This is a genomic window from Arthrobacter sp. GMC3, from assembly GCF_002929305.1.
Taxonomy (GTDB): Bacteria; Actinomycetota; Actinomycetes; order Actinomycetales; family Micrococcaceae; genus Specibacter.
This window is the reverse complement of sequence record NZ_PJIO01000024.1, coordinates 1-24,813: the sequence shown is the minus strand read 5'-3', so window position 1 is coordinate 24,813 and position 24,813 is coordinate 1. Positions and strand designations below refer to the sequence as shown.

The following is a 24,813-nucleotide window of genomic DNA, read 5'->3' as shown; positions in this document are numbered from 1 at the left end:
TCTTGGGTTTCCGTGGACACGCGAGCATAGCCGACCAATAGTTTAGACATGTAGTTCAGTGTGTCACATAGGGACCCGTCACCGGTCAATTCACCGGACACCCTATACGGAACAGTCGACGGCCAACGGTCGCAACGATGCATTTCAGAGGCGAGCGTATCCGGTGGTGGACCGGCTTACGGGACAGTTTGCCCACGTCTATACGGGACACCCCTTCCGGGACTGTGGCAATGCTGCGTGCGCGGTCGGTGGTCCTCAGAGAGTCGTGCCGCGGATCAAGGTTGACATGTCTCGGTGAAGACAGCTGGTGGCTGGCCGGTCGGCTCGATCGCAAGCCACATCACTGCCCTGTCATCAAAGCGGCAGACGATCCCGACGGTCTCACTAGCGTGCAGCGACCATCCCTCGAACTACTGACCATCGATGTGGAGTCCTGACGGCTCGCCGCTAGCGCGGTTAAGAATCTTATCTATCGGCGGCCGATCTTCGGCTGCGGTCCTATTTCTGGCGAAGTCTGACAGCTCGGCTGCCAGGGCATCAAGCATGTGGGCCGGAGTGAGGCTGCCGGAAGGAGGAGGCTTGACCGTCACCAGTCGTTCCGGCGCTGCGCTTCCGTGAGCGAGTCCGCCTTCCCAGGCAAAGTGCGCCGTAACTCTGAGGCCATGCGGAGTGACCTCAGGCAATTGAAAGGAAGACCTCGTGAATCGATCGGACGTCATCCGTGCAGCATAGGGGCCGTAGGCCGATGCTGCCGCAAGGGCCCGTCGCCGTCTATCCTGATGGCCTTCCTCAGGTTCACCGAGCTCATATATTGCTGCCCACATGCAATTATTATGCACCGTTCCACGGGGCAAACGGCTGACGCTGTCCGGGTGCTCCGAGAAGGGTTCCGCTGCTGGGATGAGTCGATGCGGTCTGAACGGTGTGAGTCCTGAGCCGTTTCAGCAGATGCTGCGGCAGAGAGTTCACCGTAAGAAATGGTTAGCATCAACGAGCTGTCGCACCTGTTGAAGAAGTGCATGTCCATTTTCCGACTATTGGCTTTCCAACGACTAGGAGGCACTCCTTCGTTATTCAACAGTCTGGTGTGCCGCCCTGCAGTTCTGTTGTCGGTGACAAAAGGGAGCTTGACGATATTGTCCAAGGACGCGGCTGACCGCCTACGGTTGTTGGGGAGCGTGTCAACTTTTATGGAGGACGTTGTGGGTTGGTTTCGTGCTTGCGATTCTGGCATGCTTTTGGCGTTATGATTTGAATCACGGAATTGGGGGAGTTTCAAGGTGAAACGTTACGGAATTGTTTGGGGTCTTCTTTTTGCTGTGTCTCTTTCGGCGTGTTCTGGCCCGGTGTCCGTTGAGATTTCAGGTGGGGAAAAGTCAACATCGACCAGCGGAGCCGGGGCGGGCTACTTATCGCAGGTCGACGCCAATGGCCTCATTGCTGGCAAGTCTTATTCAACGGTGGTCGGCGAAGCCACGATGAAGTGCCTTGAGGACCTAGGGTGGGCTGATGTCGACGTCAGCGATACCGGCGCCATCACACTTCGGGACATGAACAAGGCGGCCAAGTTTGATGTGGATATGCGGCAGTGTAGCGCCACCGTGAATGCCCAATACCCGCTTCCACCCATCACTGACAACGCCTTGGAGCAGCGCTACGGCTATGAGGTGAAAACACGGGAATGCCTGATCGGAATGGGCTATTCCATTTCTGAGGCTCCCTCGAAGAAGACCTGGATTGAGCAGATGCGTCTGGGCGATGCAGGTATGTGGCTTCCCTACGCCGAATTGTATTCAGAGAACACCATCTCTCCGGCAAAGGAAAAAACTATCAAGCAAACATGCCCCGACCCGGCTGAGCGAATCTATGTCGGATAAGTACAAGCAAGACGACGTGGCCAATAGTTTCCATCCCCAGATTGACGCCCCCGGCCCAGCTTTGACTGCGCCTGAAAACCGGAAACAGAATGGCCGAGACAAGCCCCGTCTTGCCCGATTTGGTGGTTACCTCGGCGCCGTCGCGGTTGGGGCGATCGTCGCTCTGGCTTGCGTCTGGGTTTTCGCACCCGCGCCCGAATCAGCCGTGGATGTAGCTTTCACGACCGTGACAGCGGCCGAAGGTACCGTCCAATCGCAAATACGGCTGGATGTACATTCAAACTGGGTCAACGTACCCGCCGCAGCGAACCAAGCCAAAGGCATCGTCACCGGAACAGACCCGACCCCATCAAACGCCAAGGACGCCGGCGATATTCTGTACACCGTTGACTTGCGCCCAGTCGTCATCGCTGAAGGCAAAGTTCCTGCCTTTCGGGACCTGAGTGAGGGTGACGAGGGAGCCGATGTTGCCCTTCTTCAGGCGTTCCTCCGAAGCAACACGTTTTTCGCTGGTGACCCGGACGGCAAATTCGGGTATGGCACCAGGGCGGCAGTTCAGGCATGGCAGAAATCCCTCGAGGTCACTACTGACGGGCGGGTGCGCTTGGGTGACATAGTTTTTGTTGACGTTCTACCCTCGGTGATTACCGCGGATCCGAAGATCATCAGCCGGGGCATGCCCGTCATCGGCGGCGAGGCGGCTCTGAGCGTCCGTTCCGTCAAGCCCGAGTTCTCGATCGCCCTGAGCAAGAAGCAAATCGATCAAGTCAAAACCGGACAAATCGTCGATATCGAACACGACGGTGGACTCTGGAAAGCGGCCATTGCAGAGGTGACACCGGACCCTGAACAAAATGGGAACGGCGCGATCGCAACCCTCAAACCATCCAGTGGCGACAGCATCTGCGAAAGCGATTGCGCATCCATCGCGGCATCCGGGCCGTCATCCTTCCGCGGAAAAGTAACCCTTCAAGAGCCAATTTCCGGGATCATCCTGCCCTCCGCAGCCTTGATCACCAACAACACCGGCAAAACTCAAGTCATTCAAGACAATGGACTCGCCGCCGATGTTGAAATCCTCGGATCGGCAAACGGGCAAACAGTGGTCAGCGGGATTGACGCCGGCCAAGTCATCCGGGCCCCCGGGAAACCCGCAACCTCCACGGATCAGTAGTGCAGAATATGACGCCAGCACTACGCGCCACAGACCTCACTTACCAGTACCGGAAGGGACCTGCAATCCTGTCCCACTGGTCCCACGACTTCTACCCCGGGGAAGTCGTGGCGATTACGGGACCTTCCGGCCGTGGAAAATCGACGCTTCTGTACCTTCTAGGGCTCATGCTTTCCCCAGCTTCTGGCCATGTCAGCGTTGACGGCCGATCACTGGAACGAACCACAGACGAGCAAAAGTCGTGGGTACGGGCAACGAAGTATGGCTTTGTTTTCCAAGACGCCGCACTAAACCCCAAACGCCCGATCCGGGAATCGATCACCGAAACAGCGTTGTACCGTGGGGAGAATCCAGAAGACTACCTCGCGCGCGCCGATGACCTCATGGGCCAGCTTGGTGTTTCGATACCAGCCAGCGCCCGGCCCAACCAAGTTTCCGGCGGGCAAGCACAAAGAATTGCTCTCTGCAGGGCCGTCCTCCACCGGCCCGACATCATCCTCGCGGACGAGCCGACCGGAAACCTCGACCGGAATAGCGGAGAGGTAGTCCAACAAGTCCTTCGAACCGAGGCCAACCGCGGAGCCGCCGTCTTGATCGTTACGCACGATCAAGACCTAGCCAATGCCTGCGATCGGCAGATCACCCTATGAAACCGACCCGTGCCAGCCGAAAAACCCCTAAATCATCATCTCCGCGGCGGCTGAAATTTCGTTACCTCCTGAAAGAATCATGGCGCAATGCCCTCGCCAATCCAGTAGCCTCGGTGGTGACGGCCCTTCTCATCGCTGGAATGTGCATAGCCGTCCTACTAACCTCCGGCCGTGCCGCCGGAGCTCAACAAGCCGTACTGGGAACCCTCGATGAAGCTGGAACACGCACCATCCTAGTGACCACCGATCGTGCAGGAACCATCCCGGCAGGTATCGTCCAGAAACTGAAGAACGTCGATGGCATCGATTGGGCCCTTGCTCTGGGCCCCGCAGAAGACGTCACCAACGCAGCCATCCCTGGCGGAACCAAGCAATCGCTCTCACACGGCTGGGCCACGAACTGGTCGGCCTTCGGACTCCGCATCTCACCCTCTAGCCCGGAGTCAGGAATCGCGAACCAAAACGTGCTTGAGCAACTCGGCCTCGCCGACAACCTCGGCATCGTGGAAACCGCAAGCGGGATTCGATATTCGGTTTCCGGACCGGCACGGCTGCCCCGCGAGGGATCGACAACCCTGCCCGACATCCTTATCCCCCACAACCCAACGGCAGACGCAAACAACGACAGCGAAGACGTTCAATCGCTGGTCATCGTCACCAATAGCACTGCAGCCGTACAACCCGTTGCTGAGCTCCTGACAGGCTTCATCGCGCCCAGCGACGCCTCATCAGTACACGTACAAACAAGCCAGCGCCTGGTCGACTTACGGGCAGTCGTTGACGATCAACTCGTCGTCTTTGGACGCGTTCTCACGATGGGAATCCTCGCTATCGCATCAACACTTGTTGGTATCGTGACCTTCGGACTCATTCTCCTGAGGAGAAAGGAATTCGGACGGCGACGAGCGCTCGGCGCCTCAAGGAAGACAGTCATCGCTTTGGTACTCATTGAAGCCGCCATCGTTGCCGCGGCCGGAGCCCTCATCGGCGAAGTAGCCGCCGCCTCACTCCTTCTCGCCCTCGACGATCCAATGCCGCCCACCACGTTCATGGCAGGAATCGCCATCCTAGCCATCTCCGCCGGCATCATTGCCAGCTTCCTACCAGCAATCTTCGCAGCCCGCCGAGAACCCATTGTAGAACTACGAGTCCCCTGATGGCGCTCCAATCTTTGATGCAATTGCCACAGCCGAGACCATGAACGTATCCAAGGTCCACTGTCCAACTCGCCCAAAGAATCGTCAGGCCAATCCACTACAAGAAAGTGTCCCGCTCAAGGTTCCGCATACGGGCGTACAGGGAACCTGCAATGATCCGATTTCCGTGACTTCCCAGATGTAACGGTGAATTATTGACCCATGACCAGGACCGAAATCGTCACCTTCACGTTTGAAATCGAAATCATGGATTTCGCCACTCTCCAAGAGTTCAATAGAACATGGGGATCCCGCCCGATGATCCCACCTGACGAAGCACTCATGGATGAACGAGAATCCGTGACACGGGCTATTGCCCAGGTCGCCGCCGACGCGTTCACCACCCTCAAACCAAAAACAGGACTCCAGTTACGCTCAATTTCCGTGGGGTAATGGCTCATTAGTAGCGGGCGCTCTGCAACCTTCAGATCGCTTTGATGATCCGAAGGCCTCATAACCGCACCGAGCACAGCCGCCGGGCAGGAAACCTGTCCGGTCAAGGTTCCTGCTACGGGACGGACTTTGACTTGAATTCGCCGGCAAGCTGAAGTCCAGTTGTTATCTGGCTCCACTTGCCCTTAGCGTACGATTTTTTCCGTTTTCTGCGGCGACCCCTTATGGGCCTAGTGAATACCCTGGGACACCGAGTCGCGTGCCACAGTATCCGCCGTCGCACTTTTCTCCGGTGCCATGAAGGCCGCGATGACAACTATCCCCAGGGACACAATGGCGGCAACCATGAAACCGTTGCTGAAACCACTGGCCTGCGCGGCGATGGCAGTTTTGCCAGCTGCGGCAGCGGCCACCGTTCCGGCGGACATAACCCCCACAAGCAAGGCCGTTCCGGCGGCTCCGCCAAGCTGCTGGAGCGTGGAAAGCATGGCCGCACCGTGGGAGTGCAGCGAATGCGGCAACGGGTTCAAACCGGCAGTGAACGCCGGGGTGAAGATGAAGGCCAACGCGATGGACATCAGCACGTGCAGCCCGATGATGACAGGCAACGGTGTCCCTTCATTCAACCGGGTGTAACCGAACAGAATGGCAGAAAGGAGAAGGCCGCCGGGAATGAGCAGCGGGCGCGCCCCCACCTTGTCAAAGAGCTTCCCAACCCAGGGCGCCAACAACCCCATCACGAGTCCGCCGGGGAGCATCAACAAGCCGGTGGCGAGCGTATCCAGCCCACGGACGTTCTGCAGGTACATGGGCAGCAGGATGATCACACCGAACAACGCCACCATCGCCATGACCATCAGGGACAGGGAAAGGGTGAACTGGCGGTATACGAACGGTCGCATGTCAAGCAGTGCCCCATTGTTGCGCTGCAACCGCAGCTGAAGGAGCACGAAGCCGAGCAGGGAGAGCAGCGAAACTGCCAAAGAGACCAGTGCGATTTGATGCGTGTGAGCATCGGGGGAGCCGATGCCGCTCAAGCCGTAGACCAGGCCGCCGAACGCCGGAATGGAGAGCAACACTGACGGGACCGAGAGTTTTGAGCTTGCCCGCTTGCTGTCCTTGGGCAACAGGCGGGAGCCCACGATCAACGCCGCCACGGCGATGGGCAGGACAAAGAGGAACATGAAGCGCCAGGACAGCGAATGCAAGATGACCCCTGAAAGGGTGGGACCAATGGCTGGCGCCACCGAAATGACGATGGAAACGTTGCCCATCACGGCGCCGCGACGATGCGAGGGCACCAGATCCAAAATGGTGGTCATGAGCAGGGGCATCATGATGGCCGTTCCGGACGCCTGAACAACCCGGGCCACCAGAAGAACCTCAAAACCTGGGGCCAGCCCAGCTAGCAAGGTTCCTGCGGAAAACAGACCCATGGCGAGGATGAAGACGGTCCTGATGGGCAATCTGGTCAGCAGGTATCCGGTGGCGGGGATGACCACTGACATGGTGAGCATGAACGCGGTGGCCAACCATTGGATGGCCGAGGCGGAGACGTCGAACTCATGCATCAGGCGCGGCAGAGCCACGTTCATGATGGTCTCATTCAAGATGACGACGAACGCAGAAACCAGCAGCACAGCGATGGTGGTGCGGTCGCGCGCTGAGAGGCGGTCGAGCGCGTCTGGGGAGGGGCGTGGCATAAGAGATCCTGATCCTGGGGATGAAAACTATGGGTAGTCGGCCCACCAGTACAGTGACGACTCAATCTGTTGCAGCGCTGCAAGGGGCATAACTATTCCCGCCCACGCACCACCATGCCCCCAGAGTAGGGAAGACTGGAGGTTAACAATGACAAAGGGAAGAAAGTAACATGATCAATCTCCAGCAGGACGCCGACGGATTCATCCGCATGATCCAGCACTACCCGCGCTCGATGAGCATTTCCGTCACGTTCTACGACGGCACCCAGGAGATCTTCTCCGGCCGTCGGCTCAATGAAATCTACGACGAAGCACTGGCCGCTTTCAGGTTGGGCAACAACATGGACGCTAAGGGCTTTGAGCGCATCCCGGCCAAGCGAAACCTCCGAAAGAATGCCGTCAGCACCGTAGCGGTTCGCCCCGGCATGTCTCAGTAGCGCACACGCCTGCCCGACCACCGCACCACCCATCAAAGGAATGCCATGTCCACGCTGAAACAGCAATTGAAGTCCGACGTCGTCGCCCACATGAAGGCCGGCAACAAGCTGGCGCTGACTACGGTACGCAACGTCCTGGGTGAAATTGAGACCAAGGAAAAGGGCGGCAAGACGCCCGTCGAATTCGACGACGCCCAGGTCACCACCATCTTGCAAAAGGAAGCCGCCAAACGCCGCGACACCGCCCACATCTACACCGAGGCTGGCGAGAGTGACCGTGCGGCCGCGGAAATCGCCGAGGCGCAGGTCATTGAGGGCTACCTGCCGCAACCGCTCACTGCCGCCGAAGCCGAAGCAATCGTTAATGAAGCCATCACCGAGTTGGAAAGCACCGAAGGCAAACTTTCCATGCGGCAAATGGGCCTGGCCATGAAGCCGATCACGGCGAAGATTGCCGGCCGCTTTGATGGCAAGGCCATCTCGGAGATGGTGCGCAAACGCTTGGCGTAGCTAAGTCCCCGCTGCCCGACGCTTCGGGTATTTCTCCACCATGTGGAGAATTGCTGGAACTTCCGTAGGATCGATGGTGAAGGTGGGCCCGGACACGTTCGTGCCCACCGCCGTCGCACCCTATGAAAGGTCTCGTGTTGAATCTACTTGCCCTCATTCCCCTGATAATTGGCCTGGCCGTGCTGCTGGTCATCGTGGTCATTGTTGCCGTCATCTCCCGGATGGCGCTCCACATTGCCAGCCCTGACCAAGCCCTGATCATTTCCTCCAAGGACAACAAGAGCCAGCCGGACCCCAGCAGTCAGCGGGTGGTCTTTGGCCGCATCTTCATCAACCCGTTCACGCAACGCGCCTACCCGCTTTCGTTGGCATCACGCCAGGTTTCGTTGAAGATTGAGGGCATTTCCAAGAACGGCATCAAGCTCCACCTCACCGGTGTTGCCCAGGTGAAAGTGGGCGGGGACGCCGATTCGGTGCGCAAGGCGGCCCAGCGTTTCCTGAACCAGCAGGACGCCATCGATCACTACACGCAAGAAACCCTCTCCGGATCCTTGCGCTCCATTGTGGGCACGCTGACGGTGGAATCCATCATCAAGGACCGCGCTACCTTCGCCAAGAGCGTCAAGGAGGAGGCTGAACACTCCATGCACAACCAGGGCCTGGAGATTGATACCTTCCAGATCCAATCGGTGGATGACGATTCCGGCTACCTGCTGAACCTGGGACGCCCCGAGGCGGCCCTGGCCGAAAAGAACGCCAAGATTGCTGAGGCCCAGTTCCTGCAGGAAGCCGAGCAGGCGAAGGCTTTGGCCGACGAACAAGTGGCCCTGGCCCAGCAGCAGTTGATCATCAAGCGTGCCGAGCTCAAGGAAGTTGCCGACGCACGCCAGGCCCGTGCAGACGCTGCCGGACCACTGGCCGCCGCCGAACAAAACGAGCAGGTCATCATCCGCGACCAGCAGGTGGCGTTGCGCCGTTCTGAACTGCGTGAAAAAGAGCTCGACACCGAGGTTCGCAAGCCGGCCGACGCCGAGAAGTACCGTCTCATTCAGCAGGCCGACGCCAAACTTGAGGAACGCCGCAGGGCCTCTGAAGCAGCAGAAATCGAGGCCACGGTGGAACTTGCCAAGCGTAAGCTCACCGCCGAGGGTGACAAGGTTGCCGCCGAAGCCGACGCCGCCGCGAACACCGCCCGCGGAAATGCCGAGGCTGCCGTGCTGGAGGCTAAGGGTCGGGCCGATGCGGCTGTCATCAAGTCAATGGGTCAGGCCCAGGCAGAGTCCATTGAGGCCAAGGGTCTCGCCGAGGCTGCGGGCATCGCCGCGCAAGCCGAAGCCTACGAGAAATTCAACGAGGCCGCCGTTCTCAGCAAGGTCCTTGAGGTACTCCCGGCTATGGCTCGCGAGGTTGCTGCGCCCATGTCTGCCATCAAGAACATGACGGTTGTTTCCAACGACGGCGCCAGCCAGTTGAGCAAGAACGTCTCCAACGGTGTGCACCAGACCACGCAGTTGATCAAGGACTCCACGGGGCTGGACATCATTGGTTTGCTGGAGAACATGATGAAGGATGCCGGCTCGGGTAAGGAACGCCACGCCGGGGGTTCAGGGAATGATTCCGTCATTACGGCCAGCAAGAATGGTGCGGAGTCCAACTAGCCAGACATATGGCTAGAAGTCGTGCAAAGAATCCCGTTTCCGGAGAGCTTTAACACTCCTTGGAAACGGGGTTTTTTGTTGCACGATGATCCCTAAATAATCCGCCCGGGGACGCCGAATGGTGGGTCCGGGAGCACCGGAGGATGTGGTCTATTCGGGTCTGGGGGATCCAGGGGATCTGGCGGGAACGGCGGCGGAACGGGCTCGCTGGGATCAAGGGGGCTGTTGGGATCGCCCGGTTGGGTGGGATCCGGATGCCGTGGTGGTTGGTTGGGATCCGGGATGGTCTCATGCCGGGGGTGGTCTTTGGACACGATGCACACGCTTTCAGGGAGGGGGCGGACGCAGAGGCGGGTTCGCTCCTGGACTATTTGAGGTACTCCTCAGCAGCGGGGAAGCCCTACTTTTGGGGTTTCAGGCTGAGTTCGCCTTCCTGCCGGTGATGGCGCCGTAGACGCCCGCCACCACTATGCCGCCAACGATGGCCAGTATCCAGGAGCCGAGGCTCCAAAACGACATGCTGCCCTTATTGAAGACGGCGGCCCCAATCCAGCCGCCAACGATGGCCCCGACGACGCCCAGAATGAGGCTTGTAACCCACCCGCCGCGCACTTTGCCCGGCATGATGGCTTTGACGATGGCCCCCACAATCAGGCCAAGAATGATCCACGATAAGAAACTCATTGCTCCTCCTTCATTTGGCGATGGCGCCTTGCCGAAAATAGCCGGCGGGCAACCCAGATCACGAGCAGGGTGGTGGCGAGCGTACCGAGGATGGCCGGGCCAAACCGTCTTAGGAGCACCGGTCCCATGGCCGAGCCCAGATCAAGTTCTGTGGCCGGTGGGGCGAGGTTCCTTGACACTTTTGAGGTGGCTGGCTCACGCACTGCCGGCTCGGACACTGAAGGCGAGGGATTAGCCGCCTCCCCTTGCAGTGCTGCCGCCGATGACTCGGGGGCTGGAGTTTCATCGGAGGCCACGGTTGCGGGTTCTGTGGCGGGTTCGGCGCTGGCCTTGCTGATGACACATTGCACGAATTGCTCCAACAGCTTGTCTGAGATGTCTTGAATGACGCCACGACCAAACTGGGCTGGCTTGCCTGTCACGTTCATGTCGGTGCTGACGGAGACCGAGGTGCCATCGCCACTTGCCGCCAGGACTGCCGTGACCGTGGCGCCCGCGGTCCCGTTGCCGCGCTTGTCCTTGCCGGAGGCGGAGATGACCACGGTGTGGGTGGCCTCATCGCGGGAAAGGAACTCGCCGGTCCCGGCGTAGAGCATAGCGATGGGACCCAACTTGATCTTGACCGTGCCAGTGAACGTTTCCCCGTCTACACCGGTCAGCACCGCCCCGGGAAAGCACGGCGCTATCTCTTCGAGTTGGTTGAAGGAACGCCAGGTGTTCTCCAGCGTGTCCGGGACCGTGAACTGGTGCTTGAGTTCCATGTCGTCCCTTGCCTTAGAGCCCTGCGGCCGAGAGCACCGCGCGTTTGGTCAAGACCTGGGACAGGTGGCGCCTGTAGGCGGCATCCCCGTTCAGGTCACTAGCCGGTTCGGTGCCGTCGGCGGCCTGTGCACAGGCCGTCGCAATGGCGTCAGCTTCGAGTGCACAGCCTGCGAGCGCCGCTTCGACGCCTCTAGCACGAAGGGGAGTGCTGGCCATGTTCGTCAATCCGATTCTTGCCGCGGCAATGGCACCGCCCTCCACTCTGACCATCGCAGCCACGGCCACGATCGACCATTGTTGGGCCACTCGGGTGAACTTCTCATAGTGCGAACCCCATCCCACATATTTGGGGATGCGGATGTGGGTGAGGATCTCGCCCTCCTGCACCGCGGTGGTGAAATAGCCCTGGAAGAAGTCCGCGGCGGCAATTGATCGTTCTCCGTGCGGGCCGGCCACCACCAGAGTGGCGTCCAGGGCCAGCACCGGTGCTGGCATGTCTCCGGCAGGATCGGCATGGACTAGTGCGCCGCCCAAGGTGCCGCGGTGGCGCACCTGGGGGTCTGCGACTGTGGCTGCCGCCTGGGCCAGCAACGGCGCATAGGTGGCAATTAGCAAGTCCTTCGCAATGACATGGTGCGGGGTCATGGCACCGATGAGGAGGGAATCGCCGTCGTCGGTGACGCCTGTCAGCTCGCTGATCCTGCCTAGGTCGACCACCATGGTGGGGTCGGCCATGCGCAGTTTCATGACGGGGATCAGGCTCTGGCCGCCGGCCAACACCTTTACGTCGTCCCCGGCGTCGGCCAGCAGGTCCAGGGCTTGGGCCACCGTGGTGGGTGCGGCGTAGTCAAATGGGCTGGGAATCACTGGGCACCTCCGGTGGTCTTGGCAACTTCTAGGGCATGCCAGACGCGCGACGGCGAGCAGGGCATCTTGATGTCCCGCACCCCCAGGTGGCGGATGGCGTCCAGCACGCCGTTGACGATGGCGGGGGTGGAGGCGATGGTGCCGGCCTCACCCACACCCTTGGCGCCGAGCTGGTTGGTGGTGGAGGGGGTCTGTGTCCTGTCGGTGATGTAGTGCGGCAGGTCCGGGGCGCTGGGGACCAGGTAGTCCACGAAGGAACCGGTGACCAGCGTGCCGGCGTCGTCGTAGACGGCCTCCTCGTAGAGTGCCTGGGCAATGCCCTGGGCCAAGCCGCCGTGCACCTGCCCCTCAACGATCATGGGGTTGACCACCACACCGATGTCATCGACGCACACATACTTGCGGATACGAACCTGCCCCGTTTCGGTGTCCACCTCCATGGCCGCCAGGTGCGTGCCGTGCGGGAAGGAGAAGTTGACCGGGTCGAAGGTGGCGTCGGAATCAAGATTGGGTTCAAAGCCGTCGGGCAGATTGTGCGCCGCAAATGTGGCCAGGGCAATCTCACCCAGGGATGTTGAGGTGTCGGTGCCCTTGACGGTGAAGTTGCCGGCACTGAACTCGATGTCGTCCTCGCTGGCCTCCAGGAGGTGCGCGGCCACCACTTTGGCCTTCTCGATGACCTTGTCTGCGGCGGCCAGCACGGCCATGCCACCCACTGTCAGCGACCTTGACCCGTAGGTGTCTAGGCCTCGTTGGGAAACCTGGGTGTCCCCGTGCAGGACCTCAACGTTCTCAAATGGCACCCCGAGCCTGTCGGCCACGAGCTGGCTCCACGCCGTCTCGTGTCCCTGGCCGTGGGCGGAGGATCCTGTCACCACCTCAACATTGCCGGTGGGTAGCACCCGGACTTGGGCGTGCTCCCAGCCGCCGGCACCGTATGCTAACGAGCCAAGCACCCTGGAGGGGGCCAGGCCGCACATTTCGGTGAACGTGGAAATGCCGATGCCCAGTTGCACGGGGTCGTTGGAGTTCCGGCGCCGCAACTGTTCGGCGCGCAGCCCGGCATAGTCAAAGAGTTCCACAGCCTTGGCCGTGGCAGCCTCATAGTTGCCGCTGTCGTACTCGAGCCCGCAAACGGTGGTGAACGGGAATTCCTCGTGCTTGATCCAGTTCTTCTCCCGCAGCTCCAGCGGGTCCATACCAAGTTCGACGGCGAGCTCGTCCATGATCCGCTCGATCGCGAACGTTGCCTCGGGACGTCCAGCCCCACGGTACGCATCAGTCCAGGCCTTGTTCGTGAACAGGTTGTTGCACTCGAACCGGTAGGCCGGGAACTTATAGATGGAGTTGAACATGAATGCGCCCAGGATAGGCACCCCCGAGGTGACCAGGCCCAGGTAGGCGCCCATATCTGCCAGCAGGTTCACCGAAAAGCCCGTCACGATGCCCTCCCGGGTGGCGGACAGCTTCAGGCGCTGCACCTGGGCGCGTCCGTGGTGAGCTGCCATAAGGGACTCGCTGCGAGTCTCGGTGTACTTGCACGGCTTGCCCATCCGGCGGGCCGCCAGTACCGTGATGATCTCCTCCGGGGTGACCTGCAATTTTCCGCCAAAGCCGCCGCCCACGTCGGGTGCCACCACGCGGACCTTACTTTCCGGGATGCCCAGCGTCAGGGCCAGCATCAGGCGAAGAATGTGCGGGATCTGGGTGGAGGTCCACATGGTGAGCTGCTCACTGGTGGGGTCCACCACGGTGGAGCGCGGTTCCATGAAGGAAGGAATGAGCCGCTGCTGGTAGAACGTACGTTCGATCAATACCTCGGCATTGGCCAGGGCCTCCTCGACGGGGGCTCCGGTGCCGGCCTCGCCGGAATCGAAAACCCAGTTCGCGGACAGGTTGGTCCCCAGGCTGGGGTGTGCCAACACCGTGTCGGTGAATGCCTCCTCAAGATCCAGGACCACCGGCAGTTCCTCATAGTTGACATCGACAAGTTCCACGGCGTCCCGGGCCGCAGCCACGGAGCGGGCGATGATGACCGCCACCACCTCGCCGGCAAAGGCGACCTCATCAACGGCGATCGAGGGGTGGGCGGGCGCCTTCTGGTCCGGGGTGATCGGCCAGGCGTTGGGAAGGCTGCCCTGTTCGGCGGCCACATCGGCCCCGGTCAGTACGGCCATCACTCCGGGAGAGGCCTTGGCCGCAGCCACGTCAATGCCGGTGATCTTGGCGTGGGCGTAGGGGCTGCGCACCATGGCCAGGTGCAACATCCCCGGCAGCACCATGTTGTCCGTGTACCGGGAACGCCCGGTGATCAGGTGGGCATCTTCCTTCCGCAGGCGGGCCTTGCCCACCTCGTTGCTGTGAACCTGCGCCGTGGCCGTCATGACACACCGGCGTTCTGTGCGTCCTCAAGGGAGGCGGAGACGCCACTGTCCCCGTACTCGACGCCGTCGGCCACGCTCTTCACGGCGGCCACAATGTTCTGATAGCCCGTGCACCGGCACAGATTACCTTCCAGTCCGTCACGAATTTCGGCCTCGCTGGGATGCGGGTTTTCCTTCAACAGTGATGCCGACTGCATGATCATCCCGGGGGTGCAGAATCCGCATTGCAAGGCATGGCATTGGTGGAAGGCCTCCTGCAGGGGCGCCAGCTTGCCATCGGTGGCCATGCCCTCGATGGTGGTGACCTGGTGTCCGTCGGCCTGGACTGCGAACATGGTGCACGACTTCACGCTCACCCCATCCAGATGGACGGTGCACGCGCCACAGTTGGTGGTGTCGCAACCGATCAAGGTGCCCGTTTTCCCCAGCCGCTCACGAAGGTACTGAACCAGCAGTAGCCGGGGCTCGACGTCGTCGGTGTAACTCACGTCGTCAACTTCGACGGTGATGGTCTTGGAACTCGCCATTGAGATCTCCTTAAAAAAGTTTGGAGACGTGCGCGACTGCCCGACTCCAGCCCTGATGTGTCATACGCTACATCTTCCGTTGCCGGAATGTTAGGGCCCCGAGTTTTCCGCGGAGGGGCCTAGCCGTCAGTCAACGGCTCATGGTGGATGCGCACATCCAGGTGGCTCAGCCGGGAGCCGAGCCCGCCCCAGCGCAACGAAATAATCTCCGCAGCAATGGAGACGGCCGTTTCTTCCGGGGTACGGGAACCCAGGTCCAAGCCAATAGGGCTAGACAACCGCTGAAGCTCCATCTCACTGACCCCGGCGTCGCGCAACCGGGCCAGCCGGTCCTCGTGGGTTCGCCGGGACCCCATGGCGCCCACGTAGGCCACCTCGTGCCGTAGCGCCACTTCCAGGAGCGGGACATCAAACTTGGGGTCATGGGTGAGAACACAGATCACGGTTCGCGGATCCACGGCACCGGCGTCGATCTGTGCCTGCAAGTACCGGTGCGGCCATTCGACCACCACCTCATCTGCCACCGGAAACCTCGCCTTTGTGGCAAAAACCGCGCGGGCATCACACACGGTGACCCGGTACCCCAGGAAGCTGCCCTGCTTGGCGACGGCGGCGGCGAAATCGATGGCACCAAAGACCAGCATCCGCGGCTGCGGGGCAAAGCTGATGACAAACACCCGCATACCGTCCCCGCGGCGCTCGCCGTCCGGGCCGTACATCAACGTGGTGTTCCGCCCGGCCGCCAGCAGCCCCACGACGTCGTCGCTGACGGCATGATCTGCCCGATCGCTGCCTAATGTCCCCTCAAAACCGTCGGGACGGACCACCAGATGCCTGCCCAGCCAAGCTTGATCAGGGTGCTCGATCACCGTCACGATCGCCACCGGACTACCGGCGTCGACGTCCCTTGCGACACCCTGCAACTGTGGGAATCTCTCCTGCGAAACCGCCTCGACAAACACGTCCAGGATGCCCCCGCAGGTCAGTCCCACCTCGAAGGCGTCGTTGTCACTGATGCCGTAGCGCTGCAGCACAGGGGTGCCGTCCTGCACCACGCTGCGGGCCAGTTCAAAGAGGGCACCCTCCACACAACCGCCCGAGACCGAACCCACCGCCCGGCCATCGGCGTCGACCATCATGGCAGCACCCGCCGGCCGTGGCGCAGATTTGAAGGTCCGCACTACGGTGCCCAGCCCCACGGTGTGGCCGGCCTCCACCGCGGCCACCAAATCTTTGAGCACTTCACGCATTTCCAACCACCGCCAGCAACTCCTCGAAGCTCTTCATCGAATGGCCTCCCATAAAATAGTCAACGTGCGGCAACACTGCCTTGATTCCCTGCTGCACCGGTGCATAGCCGGCCTTGCCGCGGTGCGGGTTGGACCAGATGATCCGCCTGGCGAGGTGGTGGAGCCGCTGCACCTGCTGACCCAGCAGGGCCGGATCCCCGCGCTCCCAGCCGTCACTGGCAATCACCACGACGGCGCCGCGGGCCACAGAGCGCTGCCCCCAGTGGTCGTTGAAGGCGCCCAGCACCTCGCCCAGGCGGGTACCTCCGGACCAGTCCGGCACGGTACGCCCGGCCTGGATCAGCGCCAGTTCCGGATCGGGATTCAGAAGGGCCGTTGTCACCCGGGTCAGGCGCGTGCCCAGGGTAAAAACTTCCACCTGGTGCGGTTCCTGCTGCACAACGCGGTGTGCCAGGCGCAGCAGGCTGTCTGCGTAGGGTGCCATGGACCCGGAGACATCGATCAGCCACACCATGCGGCGAGGTTTCCGGGGTACCCTGCTGCGCCGCAGCGGACCAGGCTCACCGCCGCGCCGCAGCTGATCGCGGAGCGTGCGCACTCTGTCCACGCCACCGTGCGGGTTCAGTTGTTTTCTGCGGCTTGGGCGGTGGGGTAGGCGAACCACCAACTCCTCGAACATGCGGTTGAGCAGTGCTCGCTCCGCGCTGTCGAGTGAAGCAATATCGCGGTGGCGCAAGAGTTCGCGCCTGCTGGCGATCGCGCTAACGGGGTCCGCGGCGCCGTCTGAGGTTCCGGCGTCGTCGTCCCAGGATGCCTGACTGACAGTGGTCTGCGTCGTCTCCTGGCGTGCTGCGGTTGAATGGGTGGGGCTGAACCAGGCCTCGAAGGTGCGTTGGTAGGGGACAAGTTCGTCGGGGGCGGAGCACAGGGTGGCTCGGCCGGCCCAAAAGACGTCCAGTCGCTCCAAGGCTGTGCGGGACCCTGACAGCTGGGCCACCGCCTCAACGAAGCTGCGGGAGCGGTCGGCGGTGACCTTCACCCCGGCGGCACGAACCGCACCGGCAAAGGCCAGCAGGATTTCCTCGGCGCTGTGATCCGGGTCCGTGGTTTCCCCAAGCGCGCCTGCCGCAGCCGCCACCGTCTACCCCAGCATCCGGGCCAGCGCGGCGGTCACCCGTTGCGTGTCCTCGCGGTATTTGCACAAGGCACCGATGCTGGCCGCGGCAGACGCCAGATCCAGTTCTGGGCGACCCAGCTGGTGCAGGGCACGGGCCCAGTCTAGGGTTTCGGCGACGCCGGGCGGTTTGAGGATGCCGTCCGTAGCGCGGATCTGCTGGACCACGTTGACCACCTGCTCGGCCAGCAGGGCCGGTACCGCTGGGAGGCGGGTCCGTACTATCTGAACTTCGCGGGCCAGCCCCGGATGGTCGATCCAGTGGTAGAGGCAGCGCCGCTTAAGGGCGTCGTGCAGTTCACGGGTGCGGTTCGAGGTCAGCACCACAATGGGTGGGGTCTCAGCCGTGACCGTGCCAAACTCCGGGATGGACACCTGGTAGGTGGAAAGCACCTCCAGCAGAAAGGCCTCAAACTCGTCGTCGGCCCGGTCAATCTCATCAATGAGCAGCACCGCGGGGCTCTGCTGGAGCGCCTTGAGGATGGGACGGGCTAGTAGGAACCGTTTGTCATACAGCGAACTTTCCAGCGCCTCCAAGCTCAGCCCGCTGCCACCACCGGCCTCGACGCTTCGCAGGTGCAGGATCTGGGCGGTGAAATCCCAGTCGTAGAGCGCCTGCGAAGCGTCAATACCTTCATAGCATTGCAGCCGGATCAGCGGCAGCCCAAAAACTTGCGCCAGTGACTCCGCCAATGCCGTCTTTCCCGTGCCCGGCTCACCCTCAAGCAGCAGCGGCCGCTCCATGCCCAAGGCCAAGTAGGCGATGGTAGCCAGGCCGTCGTCGGCCAGATATCCGGTGGAGGCGAGCAGTCCGGAGAGCTGGGGCGCGGAGTCGATGGACGTCTTCGTCATGGCACCAGCATAGGGCCAAGCGTGAGCCAGAACACGAAGGGTTAGGCCTTGGTTTGTTCAAGGTCCGCCCGCAGCACGTGCTTGAGGATTTTCCCCGACTGGTTGCGGGGCAAGACCCGGATAACAATGGCGCGGGGTAGCTTGTAGTCGGCGATGTAGTCACTGGCGAAGGTGCGAAGGCCCTCAAGGGTGACCTCCCGACCGGGCAGCGGGGTCACAATTGCCACAATGGACTCCCCGAAGATCTCGTCTTTGCAGCCGACGACGGCGACCTCGGCAATGGAGGGATGCGCGGCCAAGGCGTTTTCAACCTCTAGTGAGTACACGTTGCGCCCGCCGGTGATGATCATGTCCTTCATCCGGTCAACGATGGTCAGATAGCCCGATTCGTCCCGGACCACCACGTCGCCGGTGTGCAGCCACCCGTCCCGGAGTGTTGCCTGGCTTGCCGCGGGGTTGTTCCAGTACCCCTTCATGATGGTTTCCCCGCGCATAATCATTTCCCCCGGCACGCCCGTGGCTACGTCATTGCCGTCCAGGTCCACCAAGCGCATCTCGCTATTGGGGATTGGCCAGCGCCCTGTGGCATCCGGGCGGTTAAGAACGTCCGCCGGCCCCGAATACATCCCTGCCGGACCCCCTTCCGTCTGGCCGCACAGCTGAATGAAATCGATGCCTGGCAGCGTGGCCACCAAATTCTTCACAGCACTGGGTGGCATGGGGGCTGCACCAAAGAACCCTATCCGCCACGCCGAAAAGTCCCGTTCTGCCAGATCTGGCAGGCCCAGCATCAGCTGATACATGGTGGGAACGCCGAGAAAGACCGTGATGCGGTGCTTGGCCAGGGCGTCGGCGACTGCAGCGGGCTCAAAAGCTGGCATCACCACATGGGAGGCACCCATGGTAATCCCGGAGAAGACGAACAGCACCAGCTCGGCTGCGTGGTACATGGGGGCCACGTGCAGCAGCCTGTCGAAGGTGCCAAAGCCGAGGCTGCCCATCGAGTGGCCAACCCACAACATGCGGTGGTGATCAAAGAGCGCGCCCTTGGGCTTGCCCGTGGTGCCGGAGGTGTAAAGGATCACGGCGTCCTCGTCCTCCATGACATTCGCCTCCGGCTCGATGCAAGGCATCCCCATGGCTAGGGTGGCCAGGTCCGGCAGTCCAGGGGCGCCCACCAGGGAAACCGCCTGAACGGTTTGGGGGAGCGGCTCCAGGGCGTCCAGTCCCTGCAAAGCCTTGTCCAGGCCGGCTCCCAGCAACAGCACGCCCGCGCCGGAGTCGGCCAGCAGGTGCCGGAGTTCATGGGCGGTGGAGCGGGGATTGAGCGGGACAAAGATGGCACCGAGCTTGAGTGCGGCGTACATGGCGACGATGAACATGTCGGAGTTGCCGGACATCAACGCCACACGGTGGCCTTTTTCGACGCCCAACGAGGCCAGTGCGTGGGCACCCCGGTTCACTTCCTGGTTAAGCGAACTGTAGTCGCGCTCAACCCCCTCAAAGACCAATGCCGGGGGTTTACAGGGAGCGTCCGATCAGTTCCTTCATGATCTCGTTGGTACCGCCATAGATCTTTTGCACACGGGCAGCAGCGTACATCTGGGCGATGGGGTATTCCATCATGTAGCCGTTGCCGCCGAAGATCTGCAGGCACCGATCAACCACCTCCACCTGAATGTCGGTGGTGTACAGCTTCGCCATGGACGCGGTGGATGCGTCTAGGGTGCCGTCAATGTAGCTCTGGATGCAATGGTCAACGAGAGTCCTGGCGGCCAGGACTTGGGTTTTGCACTCAGCCAGCACAAACCTGGTGTTTTGGAAATCCAGGATTGGCTTGCCAAATGCCGTACGTTCCCTGGCGTACTTGATGGCTTCGACGACGGCGGCCTCGGCCATGGCGACGGCGGAGACGGCAATGATGAGTCGTTCGCGCGGCAGCTGCTCCATGAGCTGGTAGAAGCCCTGGCCCTCCACTCCTCCGAGGATGTTTTCTGCTGGCACGCGCATGTCGGTGAAGGCTAGTTCACGGGTGTCCTGGCCGTGCTGGCCGATCTTTCGCAGCACCATGCCCACCGAATAGCCCTCGAGGTTGCGGGTGTCGGCCACTAACAACGAGATGCCCCGGGAGCCCTGGGAAGGATCGGTTTTCGCTACGATGACCATGAGGTCGGCATGGGTGGCATTGGTGATGAACGTCTTGGAGCCGTTGATGACATATTCGTCGCCGTCGCGGATGGCAGTGGTGCGCACGGCCTGCAAGTCGGAGCCCGTGTCCGGTTCGGTCATGGCTATCCCCATGACCAGCTCGCCGCTGGCCACCTGCGGAATCCAGCGCTTCTTCTGCTCCTCGGTGGCGTAGCGGGCAATGTAGTGGGCAACGATGGTTGAACTGATACTGAAACCAAATGCTGTGTCGTGGGCAAGGGTGAGTTCGTTCTGGACCACTGCCTCATGGCCAAAGTTCCCGCCGCCTCCGCCGTACTCCTCTTCCAGACCCAGGCACAGCAGCCCGGCGTCGCCGGTCTTGTTCCAAAATTCCCTGTCAACGCTGTGCTGTTCGGCCCAGCGTTCCTGGTGGGGGGTCGCCTCTCGGCGGAAGAAGGCCGAGGCATGTTTGCGAAGGAGTTGCTGGTCGTCGTCTTCCCAGGGGGAGCGGTAATCAGGGAATAGTTCAGACATGGTTTTCACGGTCCTTATCGTGTTTTTGGCGTGGAGGTGCGGACTGCTGTCAGCGGGATGTCATGGGCAACGCCCAGGGATTCCCATTCCTTGGCCGTCTTGGTGGCGAACGCTGCCGCGAGGGCGTCTTTGTCGTCGTCGACGTTGAGCAGTGCCAGGGTGCGCTTTTGGAAGACAGGCTCGATGGCGCCCAGGGCCACATGGCCTTCGGCTGTGGCGTAGATGCCGTAAGTGGCCATCGCTCCACCCAGCGGTGTCCCGGCACCAGTCAGGCCATTGCGGACGGCGGCTCCGGCGTCGTAGGCCGCATCTTCCAGGACCACCCTGTGGTGGCTGCCCCGGCCTGTCTTGTTGGCAATGAGGATCGCGGCGAGAGCGGACTGAACGGCGCGTTCGGCCCCCATAAGATCTGCGATCGGGGCCAGGGGCATGTTGGGTGCTTGCAAGGTTCCATGGGCTGCCTGGTAGTTCAGATCGTGCCCGGGGGTTTCCTCACGGTCACCGTCGTGGCCCACGATTTCAACGTGGGACATGCGCGGGTTAGGCCCGTTCCCGGCATCCAGCAACCCCAGCCGGCGCAGGGCAGAGGGCCGGTTTGCGGTGAGCAATATGTCCGCGTTCTGGAGCAACAGGTCCAATTCCGCCCGGTCATGCGGCGCTTTCAGGTCAAGGGCGACTACCTTTTGCCCGGCCGTGAGTTTGTTGTACCAGGCCGGTGCGGCGGCGGCGAGCGGGTCTCCGGACGGTGGCTCTACCTTGATGACGGTGGCGCCGAGCTCTGCAAGGCTTGCGGCTGCAAGCGGGCCTGGCAGGTTGATAGCGAGGGAAACAACGCGAACGCCGTCAAGAACATTTGCCACTGAGGCTCCTTACTGACTTCTGCACTTCGTTGTAGCAGACTGTACGAGCGTACAATTTAGTAAGTGAATGTACAATAGCTAGCGAGACCAAGAATTTCCAACGGGCGTCAACGAGCAGTCACAGGGCGAGAGGTTTGAGCATGGGTAGTGCGGGGGATCCACGGGCAGGAAGCGAAGACCTCACAGCCAAGGCACGTATCCGCAACGCAGCTTTCGATCTCTTTGCCGGGATTGGCGAAGACAAGGCCTCCATGCGCATGGTCGCTGCAGAAGCCGGCGTAACAGTGGGACTAGTGGTTCACCACTTCACCAGCAAGGAGAAATTGCGCCAGGCCGTGGATCAGCTGGTCATCAGCTACTTTGCAGCAGCCATAAAGAGCCCACCGCTGGTGGGTACGGGTACACAGATTGGCCTGGCCCGCGATGCGGCCGTGAAAATAATGCTGGACGAGAACCCCAAGGTTGTTAACTACCTCAGACGATCCCTACTGGAGTCCGCAAGTACTCGGGGTGAATTGCTGGAGGGATTGACCCTGCTGGCCGCAGAGAGCGTCAATGAACTTCGCGCCAAGGGCGGCGCGTCTACTACGCGGAGCAGCACCAGTCAGGTGATTTCCCTGCTTATTGGGCAGTTGGGTGACCTTTTCCTGCAGCCAATGGTGAACACGATGTGGGAGGTCCTGGAAGAGGGACAAATCGATCCAGCGGCCAAGCCGCTGGTTAGCGTTACAACGAAGCGTCCCAGCTAACGGACTATTGCCGCGTCCAACCTCCCGGCATCGGCGCCCATGCTATATGGATGGATGCGCCGGTGCCGGGGATTGGACTTGGGGGGCGCTAGTTCTGCCAGAACGGATAGTCGGTGTACCCGACAGCCCCTTCCGTGTAAAACGTGGTGTGGTCCGGCTCATTGAGAGGTAAGTCCTGCTGCCAGCGTTTTACCAAGTCGGGGTTGGCCAGGGACGGGCGACCCACCACAACGGCGTCGGCCCAGCCGATCACTGCTTGGGCGTCTTGGCGGCTGGTGATGGTTTCAAAGCCAGTGTTGATCAGCACCGGGCCAAGGAATCGGGTACGTAGTTCCTGAACTAGGGGGCCGTTTGGATCCTTGTGCAGGATACTCAACCCTGCCAGGCCGAGGGGTGCAATACCGTCGACCAGGGCCGAATAGGTCTCTTGCGTTTGTGAGGCATCTTTTTCGAGGGCACCTTGGATGTTGTGCTCGGGGGAGATGCGCAACCAGGTCTTCCCAGCACCGATCGCAGCGGCGATGGCAGTGGTTGTTTCAATGACGAAACGAGCCCGGTTGGCGGGGCTTCCGCCGTAGGCATCCGTGCGTTGGTTCGACGCGGGTGACAAGAATTCGTGAAGCAGGTAGCCGTTGGCCCCATGGATTTCGACGCCGTCAAATCCGGCCGCGATAGCGTTCCGCGACGCTTGAACGAACTCTTCGATGACGCCTGGCAGCTCTGCAGTGGTCAACGCATGAGGTACCGGGTACGGCAGTTTTCCCGCGTAGGTGCGTGTGAGTCCTTCGATGGCCACGGCGCTGGGGGCGACGACCGTGCGTCCACCGTTGGTCTCAGGGTGTGTCACACGGCCCGAGTGCATGATCTGGGCGATGATGCGCCCGCCGTCGGCATGCACCGCGTCAGTCACACGCTTCCAGCCGGCAATCTGTGCGTCGGTGACAAGGCCAGGCTGCCGGGTGAAAGCCTGGCCGGCAAAGCTGGGGTACGTTCCTTCAGAAATGAGCATCCCCATGGTTGCCCGCTGCCTGTAATACTCCACGACTATGTCACCTGGAACGCCGTCAACACCTGACCTGGAGCGAGTGAGAGGGGCCATGACGAGGCGGTTTGGCAGATTCAAATCGCCAAGCTTGACGGGGGAAAACAAGTTCAAGGAAAACTCCAAAGTCAGGGGTTGATGTTCGGCCTTTACAACGCCGCCCAGGGGTAGGGCTATTCCCGGCGGCGGCGCAGGAGCTCGATACCGTGATCAAATGCACTGCTCTAGTTGCTGTGCCTACTGGCTGGCTTTGATGTGTTTGGTGCGTGGCGCTAGAAGGGTGCGGGGAGGTCGTTTTCGTTGTGGGTGTGGTGGTATTCGCGGCCGGTGGGGGTGGTGGTTTTGGTGGTGCCGTTGGTGGTTGGTTCCACGGTCCATCCGGTGGTGGGGTGGTCTTTGAGGCGGTGGCAGTAGGTGGAGCGTGGGCGGAGGTTCTCCACGCTGGTCTCGCCCCGGGGCAGGGCGGTGCCCTCGGGCGTGTAGCGGGGTTGATAGAACGGGATAGTGTGGTCGATCTGGCAGGTCCGGGAGGGTTCGTCGCAGCCGATTCCGGTGCACACGGGGTCCAGGAGCCTGACGAGGCGGACCATGTCGGCGGGTGGTTTGTAGGAGTGCCGGCTAACGCTCAAGATGGTTCCTTTTTCTGGGTCCGTGAGGATCCGGTGCCAGGAGGTGGCCCCCGCGGCAAGTTCCCTAGCCTGCTCCGCGGGAATCGGCCCGTAACCGTCAAGGTGACCGGGCTCCTCGGAGGCATTCAGCAGGGTCAGGAACGGGATGGTGACGTTGACCTTCGCCGGGATACGCGGCATAAACCCAGGCCCGGACACCACAACGCCCCGACCCCGGCCATCTGGCCACCTATTGTCCTGTCCGGCACTCCCCGGCCCACCGTCTCCCGGCGCCACGTTTCGCTGAACATGGCCTACCAACAGGGCGTTCCCTACACCGGTGGGGTTATCGCAAGAACAGCGGCCGCAGGTGCTGGCGGGGTGGAGGAAGGCCTGGTGGGTCAGGTCCAGGAAGCAGTCGGCGAGGTAGTTCTCCAGACTGCGCGAGGGCCTCCCGGTAGGAGTGGGTGCGGTGGAAGGCTCCCCGTCGTGCTGGGCGCGTAACGCCCATGCCTCCAGGGACTGGAACAGGGCCAGGGCAGGGGTAGCGGGCAGGATCGCCCCGAGCTGGGCCATCCCATCGGGCAGGGGTGTGAACCAGACCCGGCGCTGAGTCCGGGCTCGCTCATGGCGTTCGGTCAAGGGTTCGGGGTTGTGGCGTTCGGCCAGGCGGCGGATCTTACGAGTCAACCCGGCCGGGGGTGTCTAATTAATTGTGTATTGGGGTTCCTGATTTGAGATGAGGAATTGCGATGACAGTGGCGAAAGGATCCG

23 protein-coding genes are annotated in these 24,813 nt (G+C 61.5%); 9 read left to right on the top strand and 14 right to left on the bottom strand.

All coding sequences use genetic code 11. From position 1 onward, the window contains the following. Positions 1-1,280 precede the first annotated feature (1,280 nt). The 5 genes from CXQ94_RS22305 (at position 1,281) to CXQ94_RS20705 (ending at position 5,290) form a co-directional block, all read left to right on the top strand. Positions 1,281-1,877, top strand: coding sequence for a hypothetical protein (locus CXQ94_RS22305; protein WP_146070383.1), 597 nt, complete (start codon positions 1,281-1,283; stop codon positions 1,875-1,877). Positions 1,878-2,103: 226 nt separating this feature from the next. Continuing rightward, positions 2,104-3,051: a peptidoglycan-binding protein gene (locus CXQ94_RS20720; protein WP_181034338.1), complete on the top strand. Its 948-nt coding sequence runs from the start codon at positions 2,104-2,106 to the stop codon at positions 3,049-3,051. Positions 3,052-3,059: 8 nt separating this feature from the next. Beyond that, the gene (locus tag CXQ94_RS20715; protein ID WP_104092498.1) at positions 3,060-3,701 is read left to right on the top strand and encodes an ABC transporter ATP-binding protein; all 642 of its coding nucleotides are present in this window, start codon (positions 3,060-3,062) and stop codon (positions 3,699-3,701) included. Positions 3,702-3,817: 116 nt separating this feature from the next. Next, positions 3,818-4,858, top strand: a complete 1,041-nt coding sequence (locus tag CXQ94_RS20710; RefSeq protein WP_219817097.1) for an FtsX-like permease family protein — start codon at positions 3,818-3,820, stop codon at positions 4,856-4,858. A gap of 201 nt (positions 4,859-5,059) precedes the next feature. Beyond that, the gene (locus CXQ94_RS20705; protein WP_104092493.1) at positions 5,060-5,290 is read left to right on the top strand and encodes a hypothetical protein; all 231 of its coding nucleotides are present in this window, start codon (positions 5,060-5,062) and stop codon (positions 5,288-5,290) included. A 230-nt stretch (positions 5,291-5,520) separates the two neighbouring features. On the opposite strand, the gene CXQ94_RS20700 is transcribed toward CXQ94_RS20705, so the two are convergent. Next, the gene (locus CXQ94_RS20700; protein WP_104092492.1) at positions 5,521-6,993 is read right to left on the bottom strand and encodes an MDR family MFS transporter; all 1,473 of its coding nucleotides are present in this window, start codon (positions 6,991-6,993) and stop codon (positions 5,521-5,523) included. Positions 6,994-7,163: 170 nt separating this feature from the next. On the opposite strand from CXQ94_RS20700, the gene CXQ94_RS20695 reads away from it, so the two are divergent. The 3 genes from CXQ94_RS20695 to CXQ94_RS20685 all read left to right on the top strand — a co-directional run bounded on the left by CXQ94_RS20695 (position 7,164) and on the right by CXQ94_RS20685 (position 9,598). Then, positions 7,164-7,430: a hypothetical protein gene (locus CXQ94_RS20695; RefSeq protein ID WP_104092491.1), complete on the top strand. Its 267-nt coding sequence runs from the start codon at positions 7,164-7,166 to the stop codon at positions 7,428-7,430. 45 nt (positions 7,431-7,475) lie between these two features. Further along, the gene (locus tag CXQ94_RS20690; RefSeq protein ID WP_104092490.1) at positions 7,476-7,940 is read left to right on the top strand and encodes a GatB/YqeY domain-containing protein; all 465 of its coding nucleotides are present in this window, start codon (positions 7,476-7,478) and stop codon (positions 7,938-7,940) included. 134 nt (positions 7,941-8,074) lie between these two features. After that, positions 8,075-9,598 carry a flotillin family protein gene (locus CXQ94_RS20685; protein WP_258067288.1) on the top strand — a complete coding sequence of 508 codons (1,524 nt, stop codon included), beginning with the start codon at positions 8,075-8,077 and terminating at the stop codon, positions 9,596-9,598. Positions 9,599-10,012: 414 nt separating this feature from the next. Here the strand turns inward: CXQ94_RS20685 and CXQ94_RS20675 are convergent, their stop codons facing one another. From CXQ94_RS20675 to CXQ94_RS20625, 11 genes are all read right to left on the bottom strand, one after another. Further along, positions 10,013-10,282 (bottom strand): GlsB/YeaQ/YmgE family stress response membrane protein, encoded by a 270-nt coding sequence (locus CXQ94_RS20675; RefSeq protein WP_104092488.1) that lies wholly within the window; start codon positions 10,280-10,282, stop codon positions 10,013-10,015. After that, positions 10,279-11,043 carry an SRPBCC domain-containing protein gene (locus tag CXQ94_RS20670; protein WP_104092487.1) on the bottom strand — a complete coding sequence of 255 codons (765 nt, stop codon included), beginning with the start codon at positions 11,041-11,043 and terminating at the stop codon, positions 10,279-10,281. The genes CXQ94_RS20675 and CXQ94_RS20670 overlap by 4 nt, the downstream gene beginning before the upstream one ends. Before the next feature lie 13 nt (positions 11,044-11,056). Beyond that, entirely contained in the window at positions 11,057-11,911 is an 855-nt protein-coding gene (locus CXQ94_RS20665; RefSeq protein WP_104092486.1) for a xanthine dehydrogenase family protein subunit M, read from the bottom strand. Beyond that, positions 11,908-14,295: a xanthine dehydrogenase family protein molybdopterin-binding subunit gene (locus CXQ94_RS20660; protein ID WP_104092485.1), complete on the bottom strand. Its 2,388-nt coding sequence runs from the start codon at positions 14,293-14,295 to the stop codon at positions 11,908-11,910. Before CXQ94_RS20660 ends, CXQ94_RS20665 begins: the two co-directional genes overlap by 4 nt. Beyond that, a complete protein-coding gene (locus tag CXQ94_RS20655) occupies positions 14,292-14,822 on the bottom strand; it encodes a (2Fe-2S)-binding protein (RefSeq protein WP_104092484.1) in 531 nt (176 codons plus the stop codon). The genes CXQ94_RS20660 and CXQ94_RS20655 overlap by 4 nt, the downstream gene beginning before the upstream one ends. 119 nt (positions 14,823-14,941) lie before the next feature. After that, entirely contained in the window at positions 14,942-16,072 is a 1,131-nt protein-coding gene (locus tag CXQ94_RS20650; protein ID WP_104092483.1) for an XdhC/CoxI family protein, read from the bottom strand. Further along, positions 16,065-17,210: a VWA domain-containing protein gene (locus CXQ94_RS20645; RefSeq protein ID WP_258067287.1), complete on the bottom strand. Its 1,146-nt coding sequence runs from the start codon at positions 17,208-17,210 to the stop codon at positions 16,065-16,067. Before CXQ94_RS20645 ends, CXQ94_RS20650 begins: the two co-directional genes overlap by 8 nt. A gap of 3 nt (positions 17,211-17,213) precedes the next feature. After that, positions 17,214-18,098, bottom strand: a complete 885-nt coding sequence (locus CXQ94_RS20640) for a MoxR family ATPase (protein ID WP_104092482.1) — start codon at positions 18,096-18,098, stop codon at positions 17,214-17,216. 41 nt (positions 18,099-18,139) lie between these two features. Continuing rightward, positions 18,140-19,609: a class I adenylate-forming enzyme family protein gene (locus tag CXQ94_RS20635; protein WP_104092481.1), complete on the bottom strand. Its 1,470-nt coding sequence runs from the start codon at positions 19,607-19,609 to the stop codon at positions 18,140-18,142. Between the two features lie 10 nt (positions 19,610-19,619). Then, on the bottom strand, positions 19,620-20,780 hold the full coding sequence (locus tag CXQ94_RS20630) for an acyl-CoA dehydrogenase family protein (RefSeq protein ID WP_104092480.1): 1,161 nt from the start codon (positions 20,778-20,780) through the stop codon (positions 19,620-19,622). Positions 20,781-20,794: 14 nt separating this feature from the next. Further along, on the bottom strand, positions 20,795-21,640 hold the full coding sequence (locus CXQ94_RS20625) for a CoA transferase (RefSeq protein ID WP_104092479.1): 846 nt from the start codon (positions 21,638-21,640) through the stop codon (positions 20,795-20,797). Positions 21,641-21,780: 140 nt separating this feature from the next. On the opposite strand from CXQ94_RS20625, the gene CXQ94_RS20620 reads away from it, so the two are divergent. Further along, on the top strand, positions 21,781-22,389 hold the full coding sequence (locus CXQ94_RS20620; RefSeq protein WP_104092478.1) for a TetR/AcrR family transcriptional regulator: 609 nt from the start codon (positions 21,781-21,783) through the stop codon (positions 22,387-22,389). Between the two features lie 88 nt (positions 22,390-22,477). On the opposite strand, the gene CXQ94_RS20615 is transcribed toward CXQ94_RS20620, so the two are convergent. Both CXQ94_RS20615 and CXQ94_RS20610 read right to left on the bottom strand, forming a co-directional pair. Beyond that, positions 22,478-23,545, bottom strand: coding sequence for an alkene reductase (locus CXQ94_RS20615; RefSeq protein ID WP_104092477.1), 1,068 nt, complete (start codon positions 23,543-23,545; stop codon positions 22,478-22,480). 158 nt (positions 23,546-23,703) lie between these two features. Beyond that, positions 23,704-24,729: a DUF222 domain-containing protein gene (locus CXQ94_RS20610; RefSeq protein WP_104092476.1), complete on the bottom strand. Its 1,026-nt coding sequence runs from the start codon at positions 24,727-24,729 to the stop codon at positions 23,704-23,706. Positions 24,730-24,813 lie beyond the last annotated feature (84 nt).

Bases quoted from the DNA above. Each gene is read 5' to 3' on its own strand.
- CXQ94_RS20660 (WP_104092485.1), bottom strand. From the start codon at position 14,295: ATGACGGCCACGGCGCAGGTTCACAGCAACGAGGTGGGCAAGGCCCGC.
- CXQ94_RS20715 (WP_104092498.1), top strand. From the start codon at position 3,060: ATGACGCCAGCACTACGCGCCACAGACCTCACTTACCAGTACCGGAAG.
- CXQ94_RS20630 (WP_104092480.1), bottom strand. From the start codon at position 20,780: ATGTCTGAACTATTCCCTGATTACCGCTCCCCCTGGGAAGACGACGAC.
- CXQ94_RS20650 (WP_104092483.1), bottom strand. From the start codon at position 16,072: ATGCGTGAAGTGCTCAAAGATTTGGTGGCCGCGGTGGAGGCCGGCCAC.
- CXQ94_RS20670 (WP_104092487.1), bottom strand. From the start codon at position 11,043: ATGGAACTCAAGCACCAGTTCACGGTCCCGGACACGCTGGAGAACACC.
- CXQ94_RS20700 (WP_104092492.1), bottom strand. From the start codon at position 6,993: ATGCCACGCCCCTCCCCAGACGCGCTCGACCGCCTCTCAGCGCGCGAC.
- CXQ94_RS20640 (WP_104092482.1), bottom strand. From the start codon at position 18,098: ATGACGAAGACGTCCATCGACTCCGCGCCCCAGCTCTCCGGACTGCTC.
- CXQ94_RS20620 (WP_104092478.1), top strand. From the start codon at position 21,781: ATGGGTAGTGCGGGGGATCCACGGGCAGGAAGCGAAGACCTCACAGCC.
- CXQ94_RS20655 (WP_104092484.1), bottom strand. From the start codon at position 14,822: ATGGCGAGTTCCAAGACCATCACCGTCGAAGTTGACGACGTGAGTTAC.
- CXQ94_RS20690 (WP_104092490.1), top strand. From the start codon at position 7,476: ATGTCCACGCTGAAACAGCAATTGAAGTCCGACGTCGTCGCCCACATG.
- CXQ94_RS20705 (WP_104092493.1), top strand. From the start codon at position 5,060: ATGACCAGGACCGAAATCGTCACCTTCACGTTTGAAATCGAAATCATG.
- CXQ94_RS20675 (WP_104092488.1), bottom strand. From the start codon at position 10,282: ATGAGTTTCTTATCGTGGATCATTCTTGGCCTGATTGTGGGGGCCATC.
- CXQ94_RS20695 (WP_104092491.1), top strand. From the start codon at position 7,164: ATGATCAATCTCCAGCAGGACGCCGACGGATTCATCCGCATGATCCAG.